The sequence below is a fragment of the Micromonospora sp. NPDC050695 genome, assembly GCF_040654415.1.
In the GTDB taxonomy this organism is placed as follows: domain Bacteria; phylum Actinomycetota; class Actinomycetes; order Mycobacteriales; family Micromonosporaceae; genus Micromonospora.
In genome coordinates this window covers 1-15481 of sequence record NZ_JBFAHZ010000014.1, presented here as the reverse complement: position 1 = coordinate 15481, position 15481 = coordinate 1, and the positions used below count along the sequence as shown (strand labels likewise).

Sequence of the window (15481 nt, the reverse complement as noted above, 5' to 3'; positions counted from 1 at the left end):
GTCAGGGATTCGTGGTGCTGGCGTGGGGCTGTGAGGTGCCCTGCGCCGTGGTGGTGTCGGGTTTGCGGTCGAGCTGCGCCCAGTCGCGGCGGTCCCGCAGGTCAGGCACCATGCGGGTGTCGTCGCCGTGCAGGTCGGCGTGCCGGCGGTTGTGGTGAAAGATCAGCTCATCGCGCGCCCGGTCAGCCTCGGCCTGCCACCGCTCCACCTCGGCGCGTGCGGCCTCGCAGTCACGGCGGCGATCCCACCGACCTGCCAGATACGACACGCCCATCAGCAGGACGGCGGCGACCATCGGATGCCCGGCGTAGATCAGGGCTGCGGCGGCCGTGAACAGGGGCACGGCGGCGAACCAGGCGAGACGGACGTTCACGACGCCACCGCCGGAACGCGCGGCCACGCCGGGCGTGGGGTGGCAACCCGGTCAGTGACCTCCCGGAACGGGCTCAAACAGTTCAAGCGGTTCGGGGTGTGCAGCCACCGCGACGGACCCGAACCCGCCACCACCAGCCGCACAATCGGCTCTGAACAGTTCACACACGGGCCACCACACTCGTAGCTGGCAGGGGCATCAGCCATCGCGGTCACCGCACCCCGCCACCAGCAGGCCGCCGGGCGGGCAGCAGCATCGACAGCACCAGCGACTGCGGCACAAACACCGCACCCAACGCCGTCACCACCGCCAACTGCGGATCCCATTGCAGGTCGGCCAGCGCGGCAGTCGTCAACACGAACGCCACAGCCGCCACCAGCGCGGCCGTGCTCGCCGCCGCGAACCGGCGCACCAGACGGCGAGTCACGCGACACCAACTAAGCCGTCCAGCAACGTCGGCGCCGACGCCTTCGCCTCCGCGTCACGCAGATTCGCCGCAGCCACCCGCCAGTAGGACGGCTTCAACTCGCATCCAACGAACAGGCGGCCTTGCTCCAACGCCACGTAGCCCTCGGACCCGATCCCAGCGAACGGCGACAACACCAGCTCACCCGGGTTCGACCACAGGCGGACACACCGCTCAATCAGATCCAGCTGCAACGGGCAGATGTGCCGCTCATCGGCCTGATCCCGGGCCACCTGGACGTTGAGGGTGTTCGACTCCCGGATGCCGTGCCACACCGGCCGAGCCCACTGAATCCAGGTGTCGTTGTCCACGTCACCCCGGATCGGGACCGCATTCTCACCCGGCTTACGGAACAGCAGCAGATAGTCCGGGAGTGCCGGCCGGGTCTTCGACGAATCCCGGTGCAGCGTCGTGAACATCAACGCCTGCGCCTTCGTGCGCAGCGCCTGCACCTGCGGGTCCTTGTCCACCGTCACCCGGCCGTGATAAATCCAGCCGGCGTCAACAAACGCCCGAACCACCTCGCCCGAGAAGTCGGTGAGGCCGATAACCCCGTGCACACCCTTCGTCGTCGGCAGGTCCGCCACGTGCACCGCAGCGATACGCCCCGGCTTCGTCACCCGCAACTGCTCCCGGATGATGAAGCCGTAGTGCTCCAAGAAGTCGCCACGGCTGGCGCAGTTCCCCAAGTCCCGGTCACTCGGGGAGTACGTGTACAGCGACGCGAACGGGGGCGAGCACACCGAGAAGTCGACGCTGTCCGCGCCCAGCTCGGCCAGCCGCTCACACGAATCGCCGAGCATCAGTCGGAAGTTGTCGCCATGCGCATCGTCGGTGATGTAGTCGCTCATGCAGCCACCTGCCATTCCTGCCGCATCGCGGCCACAAGTCCGTCAACAAGGCGCGAAACTTCGCGCTCCTTTCGGGCCACGTTCTGCGCGATCTGCCCCTCAAGCGGGGACAGCACCACGTGCGCACGAACCGGCCGGGTTTGGCCGTACCGCCAGCAGCGGCGCACAGCCTGGTAGTACTGCTCCCACGAGTCGCCAAGACCCACGAACGCCATCCGGGCGCAGTGCTGCCAGTTCAGCCCGTAAGCCGCCATGCTCGGCTTGGTGATCACGTATCGGATACGGCCGTCAGCGAAGTCGAGGAACGCTTTCGCCTTGTCCTCCGGGGCCCAGTTGCCGGCAACGTTCACCGCCCCGGGAATCGCAGCGGCCAAGGCTTCGGCCTCCGCGTTCAGCCCGCACCACAACACCCACGGTTCATCAGGCTCAGCGGCGACCAACTGGGCGGCTCGTTCGACTCGCTCCGCCAACGTCTGCTTGCGCACGCTGGCCCGGCCGCCCACACCGCCAAGGTCGGCGGCGAACAGCTGGCCCTCCGGCGCGGGAATGTCCACGTGCACCGGCTCGGCGATGATGTCCAGCGGTGGCAGCGAGTAGCCGGCGTCGGCGTAACCGATGTCCGAGGGGCGGCGCAACGCCACCGCCCACGACGTCATCCACCTGTACATGGGTTCCCGGGCGTGACCCTTCAACCGCCACCCGGCGTCGTCGTGGATGAAGTACGCGGCCAGCATCTCCACCCGAGGCATCACACCCAGGAACTCGGCCTGATTGGTCAGTTCCTCAGGGTCGTTCGGTGCCGGGGTGGCAGTGCACGCCAGACGTGCCGGGACGGACGCGAAGTGGCCGATGAGGGCGGTGCGCATCTTCCCGTCGGACTGCTTGAGGATCGACGCTTCATCGAGCACCACGGCGTCAATCGCAGCCGGGTCGAATCGCAGGGCCATCTCGTAGTTGGTAACCATGACGCCCGGCAGGCCGTCATCCGTCCGGACGTAACGGGCGGCCACGCCGAGCTTCGCCGCCTCACGCACCGTCTGCTGGCACACCGCCAAGGGAGCAACGATCAACGCCCGCCCACCCGACAGGCGAGCCCACTCGGTCTGCATGAACGTCTTTCCAAGGCCAGTGTCAGCCCAGATCGCAGCCCGACCCTTACGGACAGCCCATGCGACGATGCTCGCCTGCCAGTCGTGAAGCATGGGGTTGACGTCGCTGGTGGCGCACGATGTACCGAGCAGGCCGGCGCGGCGACTCTTGCGTGCGAGAAATTCTGCGTAGGTGCTCACGCGGCGTCACCGCCCTCAACGACGATTTCCACCCGGCGCCGGCCCACCCGCACCGACTCTTCTGCCCGAAACAGGTCCCGCACACGCTCAGCCGCCGGCAACTCGCCCGCACCGAACGGCATCTGCACCTGCCGGCCATCCGCCGACACCAGCCGCAACACCCCGGCGGTCACGCCGCCACCTCGCTGTGCAGAGCAGCCCGCAGCCGCTTCGCAATCCATTCGCCCACCTGCGGCGAGACAGCATTACCGAACCCGTCCACCTGGTCCCGGGCGGAACCCCACACCTGGAAGCTGCCCTGATAGTCGGGAAAGTCGACGTCGAAACCGCAGCCCCGGCCCACCTCGTGCGGGCCGAGCATCCGGAAATAGCAGTCATCAAGGCTCAGCTCAGCGAGCGCGGCGCGCCACTCCGCCGCCAGGGCGGGCGACGCGGTACGGGTCGACGACCCACCCAGCGGATCGAACGTGGGGTGAGGAATGGGCGCAGCCGGTTGATGCCAGCCGGAGAACAACAGGCCCTGATTGGTCGAAGACGCCACCACCGCGCGCAACGGGTCGCTGACCGGGAACACCCGCCGGTCCACACCCTCGTTCTTCTGCAACACACCAACCGCGGTGAGCACCCCGGGGGTCTGACCTGACGTCACCGTCGGCATCGCCTCGGTGTGCACCGTCGGGACCGTGTTCCGGCGGAACGGGACCACGCCCGCAGACAGCAGGCTGAGAGTTTCCGAGCCGCCCTGCGTCGGCAACGAGTCATGCACACCGCGAGGGGCACCCTGGTAGTTGTTGACCGCAGCGAACAGCATCGCCTTCTCATGCGTGCTCGTGACGGTGTCCATCGGCTGGCTGACGTGCTTGCCGTCACCGTTGTGCCGGTGCGCAGCAAACACCTGACCCGTGACCGCGACCGGCGGTGCGAGCAGCGCCGTCGAACCGGGTACGCCGGTCGACAGGATCGCCGTTTCCTGCTGGCTGGTCTGGGTGGCCATTGGCTGCCAGGGGTGCCGCTCCGCACCACGCACCGCCTTCGCGGGCATGAGGATGGCGGGGAACTCCGCGAACCGCTGCCGGCAACGCTCAGCGCGGGCCGTCGTCGCGGGCTGTAGCGGCCTCTCGCGGTCTCCAATGCGGGTGCCAAGGTTAGTGAGGTCGAGCGCGTTGAGCGACGGGCTCATCGGCGGGATGACCTCGTTGCGGCAGCGCGGGCACCGGTAGTTGTACTGCTTCCCGTAGTTCACCGAGCCGGTCGGTGGGAGGCCCGTCTTCCACGACCACACCGCAGGCACGATCTCCGAGCAGTGGCCGCACCACGACGCCGGACGGTGCTCCAAGTCCGGAGCGGGCAGGCTCTTGTCCCAGAATGCGCAGTAGTAGCGGTTCCGGGATTGGCTGACCCCGAAGAACATCGAGTTCAGGTACAGCACCTTGTGCCGGTAGTTCAGCTTGTCGAACTGCTTGAGCCACCACCGGTAGGTGGACCCGTCGCCGACCTTCGCCCGCCCGGGAATGGCCGGACCCCACGACGTCAACTCGGTCGTGCACTCGACGAGGATCATGCGCGGGTGGTGCTCGGCGGCATAGTGCAACACACAGTTCGCCGTCGCCCGGTCCCGCTCGGAGCGGGTGACCCGTTCCTCGAACTCCGGGTCGTCGAGGTCGAACAGGCTCATCCGCTGGGCGTAAGCCTTCTTCGTGTTTGCCTGCGAGTGGTTGACGCAGCTGACGCCGGCAACGAGTAGATCGGCGGGCGGAAGGTCCCGGGCCGAGTGGTAATCGGCGGACTCGGGGTCGACCAGGTCGGCGATCCAGTGCTCGGCGTCCGGGTGGTTCGCCTCGTGCACCTGCACCTTGTACCGGTTGTGGTTCGCGGCCATGATCGTGGTGAATCCGGCCATCTCGATGCCCCGAGTGAGCCCGCCGAACCCCGAGAAGAGGTCCACTGCAACCAGGTCGTCGTGGGCGAACCGTCGGCGTCGGGTGGCGGGCCGGTGTTCGGCGACGCGGCGGGTGTTTGTGCGCATCAGGCGTGCACCTCGTGCCGGACCGGCGACACCCGGGCGTCCTCGATCCAGCTCAGCTCTGCGGACCGTTCGCGGTAGGCGACCTCAACCCCGGCGCACCCCCCGTACGGGCAGCCGTGCTGCGGCACCGGGTGGGCGAGCATGTGCGCCCCCAGGTCCACGCGTGCGATCTCCGCGAACTTCTCCGCCGTCCACGCCGCGTCATCCGACGGGCCGGGCAGTAGGCGGGTGGCGGTGTCAACCGTTCGGAGGATGGTGTGCTCTACTTGCGTCGTCGTCATGACCGATGTCCTTTGCTCGGATCGGTTGTGGTGGCAGAGCAGCGAACGCTCGCCGGTGGGCCCCGGCGGGCGTTCAGCTTTTTCAGGTCTTGGCGGGGAGCGTGCGGCGGGTCATGCGGCACGCTTCCCAGCGCGAGCCGAGCGGGCGGCGTTGAACTCAGCCGACCGCTGACGAGCCGCAGCCGCCTTCTGCGTCTCGGTCTGGTGCTCGACGCCGGGGCCTTCCGTGTGGCGTTCGACCAGTTCGGCGATGTGCGCCCGAGTCATACCGCGAAGCTGGCCGCGATGCACATGGCGGACGCGGCCCGCTCGGCAGTCCTTCTCGATCAGCCGCAGAGACATGCCGGTCTGCTCGGCTACCTCGGCGAGGGTGAACACCTTCGTGCGGTCTTCGGCCGCCAGGTGATCGAGAACTGCGGACAGCAGCTTGGCCAGGTCGTTGGGTGCGCCGACGGGAAGCGTCATCAGGCGGCCTTGGCCTTGGTGCCTTGTGTATGCCTGACGGCGTCGACCCACTCGCAGATGTCGGCGGCCTGTCGGATGTGCAGGCGCTTGATGTTGAGCGCGCGGGCGACAGCAAGCATGAGGGCTTCACTGCCGGGCTTACGGCCAAGCTCAACGTTGTTGAGGCCGTCGGCGGTGATCGGCACGCCCTGTTCACGAACGGCTTCGGCGACCTGCTGAAGTGTGAGGCCGACGAACTCCCGGAAGATTCTCAGGCTTACCTGAGGGGGAAGTGGTTCTGCCATGCCACTATCTAATGACAGGTAGCGACAGGAAGCAAGTATGTAGCGCTAGCTTTTTGGGTGAGAGTTGGTCATCCGACCGGGTAGCCACGGAGGGTAGGGTCAGGGATACTCGCGCACATGAATATCGGCCTGCTGGGGAGCTGGACCTGTCATGACCTGTCAGAGAAGATGTGCGCCATGGCGCTAGATCACGACACCTGGCAGCGACTCGGTGAGCACGTCACCCGACGGCGCACCGAACTCGGCATGACCCAAGGGCAAGTCCAAGCCGCAGGCGGGCCATCCGTAGCCACCATGCGACTCATCGAAGGCGCCATGCAGCGCAACTACCGCGCCCACATCCTCGGCGGACTTGAACAAGCGCTCCGATGGGAGCCGGGCAGCATCAGCCGCATCCTCGGCGGCGGCGAACCCATCCCCGCCACGACCCAACCCGACACCAGCACAGACCGATACGTTGACGCCGAAGCCGAGCTGAGAACCATCCGAGACAATCCCAACCGGGCACCGCACCTACGGGCATGGGCGCAAAGCCAGCTCGACCAGATCGCCGCCATCCGTGAAGCGGTCCGCGCCGAAGACAGCCGCAACGTCAGCTAGGCCGCCTCGTCCGCTGCGGTCGCCAACAACCGCTCCATCGCCGACAGGCGGTCATCGTCGCCCAGGTCCCACAGGTGCCCGTACACGTCCATCGTGATTTTGAACGACGCGTGTCCCACCCGCAGCTGCACCCGCTTCGGCAGCCAGCCCGCCTCGACGAGCAGACTTACGTGCGTGTGCCGCAGGTCGTGGATTCGAGGAATCCGGTTCAGCCTGCCGTCACACGTACACCGTGACACCTCGTCTATCCTGAGCTTGCGTACCGGACCCCGTGCCGGCTTCTCCGGTGTCGGCGGTGGATGCGCCTCGCAGCGTTGGGCAGCGGCGACGGCCGGCAGCCAGTACCGCATTCGTAGATTGTTGGGCTCCCACACATCCCGGGCGGGCGGGTCACCCTTGCGGCGAACCTTCCCGGCGTGCGGGGCGGGAAACAGCAATCCGTCGCTGGTCTTGCCGGACGCTCGGGCGGCCAGCACCTCCACCAGCTCCGGTGAGATCGTCACCTCCCGACGTGACTTCGCCGTCTTCGGCGGGCCGATCTCCCCATCGGGTTTCAACGCCCGCCGCACCTTGATGTGCGGCTTCTTGCCGTTCAGTACGACGTCCTCGCGGCGCAACACCACGGCCTCGCCCAACCGAAGGCCGGTCCGTACAAGGGTGAACGCCAGGTCGTGGATCCGGTCAGAGCAGTTACTCAACACCCGGTCGATCTCCCACGGCTCCAAGAACACCGCCTCATGAACGGTTACCTTCGGCAAACCCACCGCGTGACGGCTCGACCCACCCACCCGGGCCGCCGGGTTGGCCGGCAGATAGCGGGGGACCGCCTGACTGAGGCACTGATGCAAGATGGCGTGCGCGCGGCGGATCGTCTGCGGTGACAGCGGGCGACCATCAGGGTTCTTCGCCGTGCGGTGGGCTCGCTGCTTCTCCCGCATGAACGCCACCCAGTCGCGGATTGTGTCCTGCGTGATCTCGGTCAGGTGCATGTGCCGCAGCATCGGCATGGCCCGCTGTTCGAGCACCTGTACATACCGATCGAGGGTGTCCTTCTGGACGTCGCCGGTCTTACGCCGGTCCGTCTCCCACATGGCTACCCACTCGCCGAAGGTGGGAATGCCCAGCGGTCGGGCGGAGTCGGCGTCACCCCAGAGCGCGCGGCGCAACTGCTCCCGAGTCATGCCGTGCAGGCGCGCCTCGACGATCGCTTTCGCCGCGAGAACGTCTTGGTAGGTGGCCGCCGGATCGTCGCCCGGAGGGGGTAAGAAGGTGAGGGACTGTGGGGCGCCGTCGCGGCGTCCGCCGAGGCGCCACTTCAACCGCCAGCCGCCGCCACGGGGTTCAATGTTCGCCATGGCCGATACGGTAGCGGCTCCGGTGCACCCGTGGGTGCACGCGATGGGCATTTTCGGGTTGCGTTTGGTCAAGGCTGGTCGAGTTGGTTACGTCTGACCGCAGGTCAGGGCACGTACGGGCAGGTAGAGGCTTTGACGTATGGAGCACTCATAATCCCTCGGTCGCGGGTTCGAGTCCCGCCCGCCCCACTCGAGACAGATATCCAAACGGAGGGGTGCAAGGCTGCGGAAGCGCAGGCACTGGGGATGTCGTGGCCGCGGCGTGGACCCTGCCGGCCACCCGGCAGCTCCGGCGTCGTGTCCAGTGCGCGACGAACACAGCGAGGGTGCCCGGCCCCGGATCTAGCCTGATCCGGTGATGTCGACGGCAGGTACGGGCGTGCGCGTCAGGCTGCTCGGGCCGGTGGAGGTGGTCGTCACCGACACCCCGCAGGCGGTGAACGGCCTGCGCCGCAAGGCGGTGCTGGCGACGTTGGCGCTGCACGTGGGCCGGGTCGTGAGCGTCGACCAGCTCGTCGACGTGGTCTGGGGTGAACATCCACCGGCCACCGCCGCAAACACGCTGCAACGCCACATCTCGCACCTGCGCGCGTTGCTCGGCGAGCCCGGATCGATCGTGGCGCGCCAGCCCGGTTACGTGCTCGACACCGGGCCGGTATCCACCGACGTCCAGGCCGCCGAGCACCTCCTCGACCTGGCCCGGCGCACGGCGGATCGGACCGAGCGGGTGGCCCACCTGACGGCGGCGGTGGCACTGTGGCGTGGACCGCCGCTGGCCGACGTGGCCGGGTCCGCCTGGCTGGAGGAACAGGCGGACCACCTGGCACGCCTGCGGTTGGAGGCTGAACGGGCGCTCGCCGAGGCCCGGTTGTCCGTCGGCGAGCACGCCCGGCTCGTCCCCGGATTGGAACGGCTCGTCCGGCAGCAACCCTTCGACGAGCATCTGCACGCGCAACTGATGCTCGCCCTGTACCGCGACGGCCGACAGGGCGAAGCGGTCGCCACCTACCGGCGGCTGCGTGACGCCCTCCGTGACAACCTCGGCATCGACCCGAGCCCACGGCTGCGGGACCTGCAGAGCGCCATCCTGCGTCAGGACACCGCGATCGACGCGCCCACCCCGGCCACGGCGGCACGGGTGGTGGCGGCACAGTTGCCTCCCGCCGTACCGACGTTCACCGGACGCGACGCGGAGCTGGCCGCCCTCGACGCGCTCGTGGACCGGGGCGGCGCCGTGGTGGTGTCGGGCACCGCGGGCGTCGGCAAGACCGCGCTCGCCGTGCACTGGGCGCACCGCGCGGCCGGCCGTTTTCCCGATGGGCAGCTCTACGTCAACCTGCGCGGCTTCGACCCGGCGGCCACCCCGACCGAACCGGCGCGAGCGCTGCACGGATTCCTGGAGGCGCTCGGTGTGCCGGCGGCACGGATGCCGAGCGACGAGGACCTGATGGTGAGCCTGTACCGCACGACGGTGGCGGGCAAGCGCCTCCTGGTGGTGCTGGACAACGCGCGCGACGCGGAACAGGTCCGGCCGCTGCTGCCCGGTTCACCCGACTGCCTCGCCATCGTCACCAGCCGCGACCAGCTCATCCCGCTGGTCGTCACCGAGAGCGCCCAACCGGTGATCCTCGATCTGCTGAGCCGCGGCGAGGCCCGCGACATGCTGGTCCGCCGGCTCGGGGCCCGGCAGGTCGCCGCCGAGCCCGCCGCGGCCGACGACATCGCCGACCGGTGTGCGCGGCTGCCCATCGCCCTGGCCATCGTCGCGGCCAGAGCCGCCACCAACCGGCACCTCCCGCTGGCGGCGGTCGCCGGTGAGCTGGGCAACCTGGACGCCTTCCACGGCGGCGACGAAGCCACCGACGTACGGGCGGTCTTCTCCTGGTCGTGCCGGACGCTCAGCCCACCCGCGCTGCGGCTGTTCCGGTTGCTGAGCCTGCATCCCGGCCCGGACGTCTCCACCCCGGCCGTGGCCAGCCTGGCCGGCGTCCCGCCGCAGACGATCGGCCCCCTGCTCACCGAGCTGACCCGGGCGAACCTCCTCACCGAGCACGCGTACGGGCGCCACGCGTTCCACGACCTGCTGCGGGCGTACGCCGGCACCCTCGCCGACGAGGCGGAGTCACCGGCCGACCGCCGCGACGCCATCCACCGGCTGCTCGATCACTGCCTGCACACCGCGCACGCCGCCGACCTCGCACTGCACCCGCACTTCAGCGAGATCAGCCTCTCGCCATCACGGGCGGGTGTGACGCCGGAGCACCCCAGGAGCCGGTCGGCCGCCACGGCGTGGTTCACCGCCGAGATCCCCGTCCTGCTCGCCGCGGTACCGCTCGCGGCGCGGTCCGGGTTCGAGGGCCACGCCTGGCGGCTCGCCTGGACGATGGGCGGCTTCCTGCACCGGCAGGGGCACTGGCAGGACTGGCTCGGCACGCAACGCATCGCTCTCGCCGCCGCGTCCCGCATCGGGGATCGGGCCGGGCAGGGCCACGCCCACCGCAGCCTCGGTCTCGCCTGCTCCCGGCTCCGCCGCCACGACGAGGCCGACGACCACCTGCGGCGCGCGCTCGACCTGTTCACCGACGTCGGCGACGACGCCGGGCGGGCACACACCTGCCTCAACCGCGGTCAGTTGGCCGAGCGTCAGGGGCGGTACCACGAGGCACTCGAGCATTCCCGGCGGGCGCTGGCCCTGTTTCAGCGGACCGGCAACCGGGCCGGGCAGGGGTACACCCTCAACGCGGTCGGTTGGCAGGAAGCGCTGCTCGGCAACTACCACCGTGCCCTCGAGTCGTGCGGCGAGGCGCTGACGATGCTCCAGGAGGTGGACGACGTGCAGGGGCAGGCCGACACCTGGGACAGCCTCGGCCACGCCCATCACCAGCTCGGCGACGACCGGCGGGCGATCGCCTGCTACGAGCACGCGCTCGAACTCTTCACCCAGGTCAACGACCGCTACGCCGAGGCCAGCACGTACGTCAATCTCGGCGGCAGCCACCGGGCCCTCGCCGACCTCGGCGCCACCCGCGCGGCGTGGCGTCGTGCCCTGAGCATCCTCGACGACCTCGGCGACGCCGACGCCGACTCGATCCGCGCCGACCTCGCACAGCTCGACGCCACCAGGCTGCGCTGACGCTCCCCGCTTTCAGCGCGGTTTCCGGGCCGCTTCAGCGCACCCCGGCACTCTTCGGGCACCAGGTTCCTTCGAGGAATGGAGCGTTCGATGAGTCGCTTGGCACGCCGCCTCGCGGTGATCGGGGTGGTCAGCGGGACGGTGCTGGCCATGTCCTCCGCCGCCGTGGCCCAGACCGACGAACCGCCGACCAGAGGCACCGACTGTGTCGTCCAGTACGTCGACGACCGTGGTGAGGTCGTCCGCACCGGGACCGAGCCCGAGGGGCGGATGTACGGCCAGTTCCGTTGCGTCGGCGGGCAGTGGACGTTTGCCTGGGAGCCGTTCGGGGCGGACGACCTGATCGCGGCCGACGCGATCCGGATCGATCCGTCGGGCGCCGTCTCGGTGCGCCGATTCACCGGCCCCGCTCTCGGCAACGACCTCACGCTGGGCGAGATCGCCGCCATCGCCCGGGCCGTCACCGGCAGCCCGGCGGTGACGATCGACCGCGCGATCGTGGCGGTCGACGACGGCAAGGAGCGGACCCCGGAGCAGGTCGAGGCACTGCTGGCCGGCAAGGACGACACCGGCGTACGCGTGCTGGACATCATCGAGAAGCCGAATGCCGCCATGTCGACGAAGGACGTCATCGACGAGGCCGGTGGGCTGCCCGAGACGACGGTCGTCTACTTCAGTCTCTGGGGCGCGATCAAGTCGGTGTTCGCCTGGATCGTGGACACGATCAGCGACGTCGGTGAATGGATCGACGACCACTGCGACTGGGGGTCCCCGAACATCGTGGGCGACATCGTCACGTGCCGCTGGTAGCCCGTCCGACCCCGCCGACACCCGATCATCGAAATGAGGACAGCATGACAGCTCTGCGGGACATCACCAGGCGCGTCACCATCGTCACCGCGGCACTGATCGTCGGGCTGACCGCTTCGTACGCGCCGTCCCAGGCCGCCGAGGATCAGGCCCGGACGACGATCACCGACCAGCCCGGCGCTCCGGGGAGCATGCTCCACCAGTTCGAGGACCTGACCGGCCGGCCCGTCGGCGATCTGGACACGGTGCTGGCGGTCGACACCGGTGGCCGGAACCTCACCGTCGACCAGCTCGACGCGCTCGTCGCCGGCAGAGAGGTCGACGGCGTCACGGTCCTGGGCGCGATGTCCGGCGGCCGGGACATCCTCGACACGACCATGGCCGACCTCGCCGACGGCGTGTACGACGGCAGGGGTGACACCCCGACGTCCTCCCTGCTCTTCGCCTCGTCCACGCCGGACGGCCGGGAGTGGTGCCTGACCATGTGCATGGCCTCGGGCAAGTCCTTCTGGGAATGCGTCCTGTCGCGTCGCGGCGACCAGACTCTCACCCTGGACCTCGGCGGCGGCACCACGCTAGGCGGGATGAAGGCGGCCTTCGAGAAGGCCAACAACGCCGCCGCCGAGGGGCCGTACGCGGTGGAGACGTTGACCGGTGACGGCGAGCCCTCGGCGGAGGAGATGGAGACGCTCCTCGACGGCGGGGAGGTCGACTCGCTGCGCCGGGTGGCGACAGTGGAGGGACCGGACCCCGAATGGGCGCTGGGCGACGTCGCCGAAAAGTCGGGCGTCCCCTATCTGAAGACGAGGATCCACATCTTCACCCTCGGGCTTCCCATCCTCGGGAAGATCGTCGTGGTCTGCGTCTCGCACAACGACGGAAAGACCTGGAAGTGCGCGGCCAAGCCGTGGGGCGGGTTCTAGGCGGTAGGCCGACGATCCCGCTCCGCGTCGATCTTCCCGGCCGGCGCGGAGCGGGATGCGCCCTCACACATCGGCGAGCTGCGCCGGGTCGAGCCGGGAGAGGCGGGCCGCGTCCTGGCCCGGCGGCAGCCCGAACAGCCGCCGGTATTCGCGACTGAACTGCGACGCGCTCTCGTAGCCGACCGCGAAGCCGACGGCCGCCACGTCACCGGGCTCGGCCAGCAGCCGGGCCCGCGCCTGCTGTAGGCGAACCACCTTCTGGAACTGGATCGGCGTCATCGTCGTGACCGCCCGGAAGTGGCGGTGTAGCGAGGTCACGCTCATTCCGGCGACGCGCGCCACGTCCTCGACACGGAACAGGTCGGCGTGGTGCTCGCGGATCCAGCGGATCGCACGCTCGATCTGCACGACGTTGCCGTCGGCCAGCCCGATCTGCCGGACGGTGCCGCGTTGCTCGCCGGTCAGCAACCGCCAGACCAGCTCGCGTTCCAGCCCCGCCCACAGCACACGCTGGTCGTCGGGACGGTCGAGCAGGCGCAGCAGCCGCACCACCGCGTCGAGCAGCTCGCCGCTCAGGGCGAACCTGGACGCGGTGGACGTGCGGTTGTCCCCGGAGCAGACGGCACGACTCGACGAGGTGTCGGCACCGACGCTGAACTTCCCGGCCGACAACAACCGCTACCTCGCGCCGAGGCTCGCCTTCGCGGGCGCGACGGTCGACGGCCGGCCGAGCCCGGTGTCGTTCGGACTGGACAACGCCACCCGGTACTGAGCGCGCCCCGAGGGTCCACGCGGGCCGGGGGTAGCGCAGGCTGTACCGCAGGACGGCAGCAGGCGGGATCGTCCCTGTATCGGACTTCTTGCACCGTTGACGGTGTCCAGCCCGATGCCGATCCGAGGAGCGACAATGCCCCTGAACGTGAGCGATTCCGCCCGCCGCCGCCGGACCTGGAGGGTGGCGGCCGGCGCGTTGGCCGTCGTCGTCGCCACCGTGACCGCCCCCTCCGCGTCCGCCGCCGACGCGACCAGCCGGCATGTCGCCCCGCGGGACGCCGTCCAGCGGCGACTGGACCGTCTGGTCAGCGAGGACGGCTTCCCCGGCGCGCTCGCCTCCGTTCGGGGGACCAACGGGCGGGTCCGCGACTACACCGCCGGCCCGGTTCCCCGGAACGGCCAGGTCCGCATCGGCAGCAACACCAAGACCTTCACCGCGGTGGTCGTCCTGCAATTGGTGGGCGAGGGCCGCATCGACCTGGACGCCACTGTCGAGCACTACCTGCCCGGCGTCGTGCGTGACAACGGCAACGACGGCAGGAAGATCACGGTACGACAGCTCCTGCAGCAGACGAGCGGCCTGCCCGACTACGACGACGTGCTGTTCACCGAGCCGCAGGATCTCGTCGACAAGACCCACTCGTACTACCAGCCGCGCCGCCTGGTGGACGCCGCACTCACGACTGCCCCGCACTTCGCGCCCGGGGCGAAGTGGGAGTACAGCAACACCAACTACATCCTCGCCGGGCTCATCGTCGAGCAGGTCACCGAACGCCCGATCGGAGAGGAGATCACCAGCCGCATCATCACACCGCTCGGACTGCGCGACACCTACTGGCCGGGCGTCGGGGAACAGCGCCTGCGGGGCACCCATCCGCGCGGCCACGTCCGGGTGGCTCCGGACGCCCCGTGGGTGGACGTCACCGACATGGACCCGTCCCTGGGCTGGTCCGCCGGCCAACTGGTCTCGACCCCGGACGAACTGCGGACCTTCTTCGAGGCGCTCGTGGGCGGCAGGCTGCTCAAGCCGGCGCAGCAGGCGGCCATGATGGCGACCGTGCCCGCGCCCGGCTTCGAACCGACCGGCGAGTACGCGTACGGGCTGGGCATCGCCCGGCACGCGTTGCCCTGCGGCGGCGACGCTTGGGGTCACGGCGGCGACATCCAGGGCTTCGAGACCCGCAACCTCGCCACCCGGGACGGCCGGAGCGCCGTCGTGGCCGTGACCGGCCTACCGACCAGCGAGCAGATGCTGAGCGAGGTGAACAAGAGCGTCGACACGGCGCTGTGCGGCACCGACCAGTAAACCTGGCCGAGCGTTGGCTCGGGGAGCTGACCAACAAGAGAGCGCAAGGTGCCCGCTCAAGCAGTGACATCCGGCGACTGGATCGAGGACTGGAGACGACGACCCTCGGCCCCAACCTGAACCAAGGGCCGCGACCAGATCCTCGAATCCGTCGCCCACTACGTACCGTGCATCAACGACTCACCGCGCCAGCGGCTAATGGTTGATGTAGGCAGACGTGAGCACGTTGTCGTAGGAGCCGATGCGGTGATTGCCGTAACCATCGAAGATCACGTTGTCAGTTTCATTCAGGTTGACTCTCTGGTGCGGCCACACAAATACATATTTCCGAGCCGCAAGACGGGCGGTCGGGGCAGCCCGTGAGGGGTGGTGCATTCTCCGGCCATTCGAGCCAGCTCACGGATGCCCGGCTAGTACGGCAGCCGCCATTTGCTAGTTGGCCAGGGCATGGTCTCGGTTGAGTCGGGTGCGTTGGTGGAACCAGCGTGCTCGGGCTTGGTGGCGGCGTCGCCAGTTGCGCCAGTGGGTGTCGTGGTCGGTGGGTT

The 15481-nt window shown here is 69.1% G+C and carries 17 protein-coding genes; 6 read left to right on the top strand and 11 right to left on the bottom strand.

The window, feature by feature from the left end; translation table 11 throughout:
* Window position 1 precedes the first annotated feature (1 nt).
* From AB0H52_RS13335 to AB0H52_RS13295, 9 genes are all read right to left on the bottom strand, one after another.
* Window positions 2–373: a hypothetical protein gene (locus AB0H52_RS13335; protein WP_357947223.1), complete on the bottom strand. Its 372-nt coding sequence runs from the start codon at window positions 371–373 to the stop codon at window positions 2–4.
* Window positions 374–584: 211 nt separating this feature from the next.
* A complete protein-coding gene (locus AB0H52_RS13330; RefSeq protein WP_357947220.1) occupies window positions 585–800 on the bottom strand; it encodes a hypothetical protein in 216 nt (71 codons plus the stop codon).
* Window positions 797–1690, bottom strand: a complete 894-nt coding sequence (locus AB0H52_RS13325; protein ID WP_357947217.1) for a site-specific DNA-methyltransferase — start codon at window positions 1688–1690, stop codon at window positions 797–799. Before AB0H52_RS13325 ends, AB0H52_RS13330 begins: the two co-directional genes overlap by 4 nt.
* Entirely contained in the window at window positions 1687–2979 is a 1293-nt protein-coding gene (locus AB0H52_RS13320; RefSeq protein ID WP_357947214.1) for a DEAD/DEAH box helicase, read from the bottom strand. Before AB0H52_RS13320 ends, AB0H52_RS13325 begins: the two co-directional genes overlap by 4 nt.
* Window positions 2976–3152 (bottom strand): hypothetical protein, encoded by a 177-nt coding sequence (locus AB0H52_RS13315; RefSeq protein ID WP_357947211.1) that lies wholly within the window; start codon window positions 3150–3152, stop codon window positions 2976–2978. Before AB0H52_RS13315 ends, AB0H52_RS13320 begins: the two co-directional genes overlap by 4 nt.
* The gene (locus AB0H52_RS13310; RefSeq protein ID WP_357947208.1) at window positions 3149–5005 is read right to left on the bottom strand and encodes a DNA cytosine methyltransferase; all 1857 of its coding nucleotides are present in this window, start codon (window positions 5003–5005) and stop codon (window positions 3149–3151) included. The genes AB0H52_RS13315 and AB0H52_RS13310 overlap by 4 nt, the downstream gene beginning before the upstream one ends.
* Window positions 5005–5286 carry a hypothetical protein gene (locus AB0H52_RS13305; protein ID WP_357947205.1) on the bottom strand — a complete coding sequence of 94 codons (282 nt, stop codon included), beginning with the start codon at window positions 5284–5286 and terminating at the stop codon, window positions 5005–5007. The genes AB0H52_RS13310 and AB0H52_RS13305 overlap by 1 nt, the downstream gene beginning before the upstream one ends.
* A 111-nt stretch (window positions 5287–5397) precedes the next feature.
* On the bottom strand, window positions 5398–5751 hold the full coding sequence (locus AB0H52_RS13300; RefSeq protein WP_357947202.1) for a hypothetical protein: 354 nt from the start codon (window positions 5749–5751) through the stop codon (window positions 5398–5400).
* Window positions 5751–6035, bottom strand: a complete 285-nt coding sequence (locus AB0H52_RS13295; protein WP_357947199.1) for a helix-turn-helix transcriptional regulator — start codon at window positions 6033–6035, stop codon at window positions 5751–5753. The genes AB0H52_RS13300 and AB0H52_RS13295 overlap by 1 nt, the downstream gene beginning before the upstream one ends.
* Before the next feature lie 117 nt (window positions 6036–6152).
* Between AB0H52_RS13295 and AB0H52_RS13290 the strand changes: the two genes are divergently transcribed.
* Entirely contained in the window at window positions 6153–6635 is a 483-nt protein-coding gene (locus tag AB0H52_RS13290) for a hypothetical protein (RefSeq protein ID WP_357947196.1), read from the top strand.
* Here the strand turns inward: AB0H52_RS13290 and AB0H52_RS13285 are convergent.
* On the bottom strand, window positions 6632–7990 hold the full coding sequence (locus AB0H52_RS13285) for a site-specific integrase (protein WP_357947193.1): 1359 nt from the start codon (window positions 7988–7990) through the stop codon (window positions 6632–6634). The two genes, AB0H52_RS13290 and AB0H52_RS13285, sit on opposite strands and share 4 nt — an antisense overlap.
* Before the next feature lie 379 nt (window positions 7991–8369).
* Between AB0H52_RS13285 and AB0H52_RS13280 the strand changes: the two genes are divergently transcribed.
* From AB0H52_RS13280 to AB0H52_RS13270, 3 genes are all read left to right on the top strand, one after another.
* Window positions 8370–11123, top strand: a complete 2754-nt coding sequence (locus AB0H52_RS13280) for a BTAD domain-containing putative transcriptional regulator (protein ID WP_357947190.1) — start codon at window positions 8370–8372, stop codon at window positions 11121–11123.
* Window positions 11124–11213: 90 nt separating this feature from the next.
* Window positions 11214–11933, top strand: a complete 720-nt coding sequence (locus AB0H52_RS13275; protein WP_357947187.1) for a hypothetical protein — start codon at window positions 11214–11216, stop codon at window positions 11931–11933.
* Window positions 11934–11977: 44 nt separating this feature from the next.
* On the top strand, window positions 11978–12856 hold the full coding sequence (locus tag AB0H52_RS13270) for a hypothetical protein (protein WP_357947184.1): 879 nt from the start codon (window positions 11978–11980) through the stop codon (window positions 12854–12856).
* 63 nt (window positions 12857–12919) lie between these two features.
* Here AB0H52_RS13270 and AB0H52_RS13265 read toward each other — a convergent pair whose 3' ends face one another.
* Window positions 12920–13408, bottom strand: coding sequence for a helix-turn-helix domain-containing protein (locus AB0H52_RS13265; RefSeq protein WP_255473640.1), 489 nt, complete (start codon window positions 13406–13408; stop codon window positions 12920–12922).
* Window positions 13409–13448: 40 nt separating this feature from the next.
* Between AB0H52_RS13265 and AB0H52_RS13260 the strand changes: the two genes are divergently transcribed.
* Together AB0H52_RS13260 and AB0H52_RS13255 are read left to right on the top strand one after the other, a co-directional pair.
* The gene (locus AB0H52_RS13260) at window positions 13449–13628 is read left to right on the top strand and encodes a hypothetical protein (RefSeq protein ID WP_192580136.1); all 180 of its coding nucleotides are present in this window, start codon (window positions 13449–13451) and stop codon (window positions 13626–13628) included.
* Window positions 13629–13763: 135 nt separating this feature from the next.
* A complete protein-coding gene (locus tag AB0H52_RS13255; protein WP_151488307.1) occupies window positions 13764–14936 on the top strand; it encodes a serine hydrolase domain-containing protein in 1173 nt (390 codons plus the stop codon).
* Window positions 14937–15481 lie beyond the last annotated feature (545 nt).

Coding starts and splice junctions, on each gene's coding strand:
- AB0H52_RS13305 (WP_357947205.1), bottom strand. CDS start 5,286: ATGACGACGACGCAAGTAGAGCACACCATCCTCCGAACGGTTGACACC.
- AB0H52_RS13255 (WP_151488307.1), top strand. CDS start 13,764: ATGCCCCTGAACGTGAGCGATTCCGCCCGCCGCCGCCGGACCTGGAGG.
- AB0H52_RS13285 (WP_357947193.1), bottom strand. CDS start 7,990: ATGGCGAACATTGAACCCCGTGGCGGCGGCTGGCGGTTGAAGTGGCGC.
- AB0H52_RS13275 (WP_357947187.1), top strand. CDS start 11,214: ATGAGTCGCTTGGCACGCCGCCTCGCGGTGATCGGGGTGGTCAGCGGG.
- AB0H52_RS13325 (WP_357947217.1), bottom strand. CDS start 1,690: ATGAGCGACTACATCACCGACGATGCGCATGGCGACAACTTCCGACTG.
- AB0H52_RS13270 (WP_357947184.1), top strand. CDS start 11,978: ATGACAGCTCTGCGGGACATCACCAGGCGCGTCACCATCGTCACCGCG.
- AB0H52_RS13300 (WP_357947202.1), bottom strand. CDS start 5,751: ATGACGCTTCCCGTCGGCGCACCCAACGACCTGGCCAAGCTGCTGTCC.
- AB0H52_RS13290 (WP_357947196.1), top strand. CDS start 6,153: ATGAATATCGGCCTGCTGGGGAGCTGGACCTGTCATGACCTGTCAGAG.
- AB0H52_RS13295 (WP_357947199.1), bottom strand. CDS start 6,035: ATGGCAGAACCACTTCCCCCTCAGGTAAGCCTGAGAATCTTCCGGGAG.
- AB0H52_RS13310 (WP_357947208.1), bottom strand. CDS start 5,005: ATGCGCACAAACACCCGCCGCGTCGCCGAACACCGGCCCGCCACCCGA.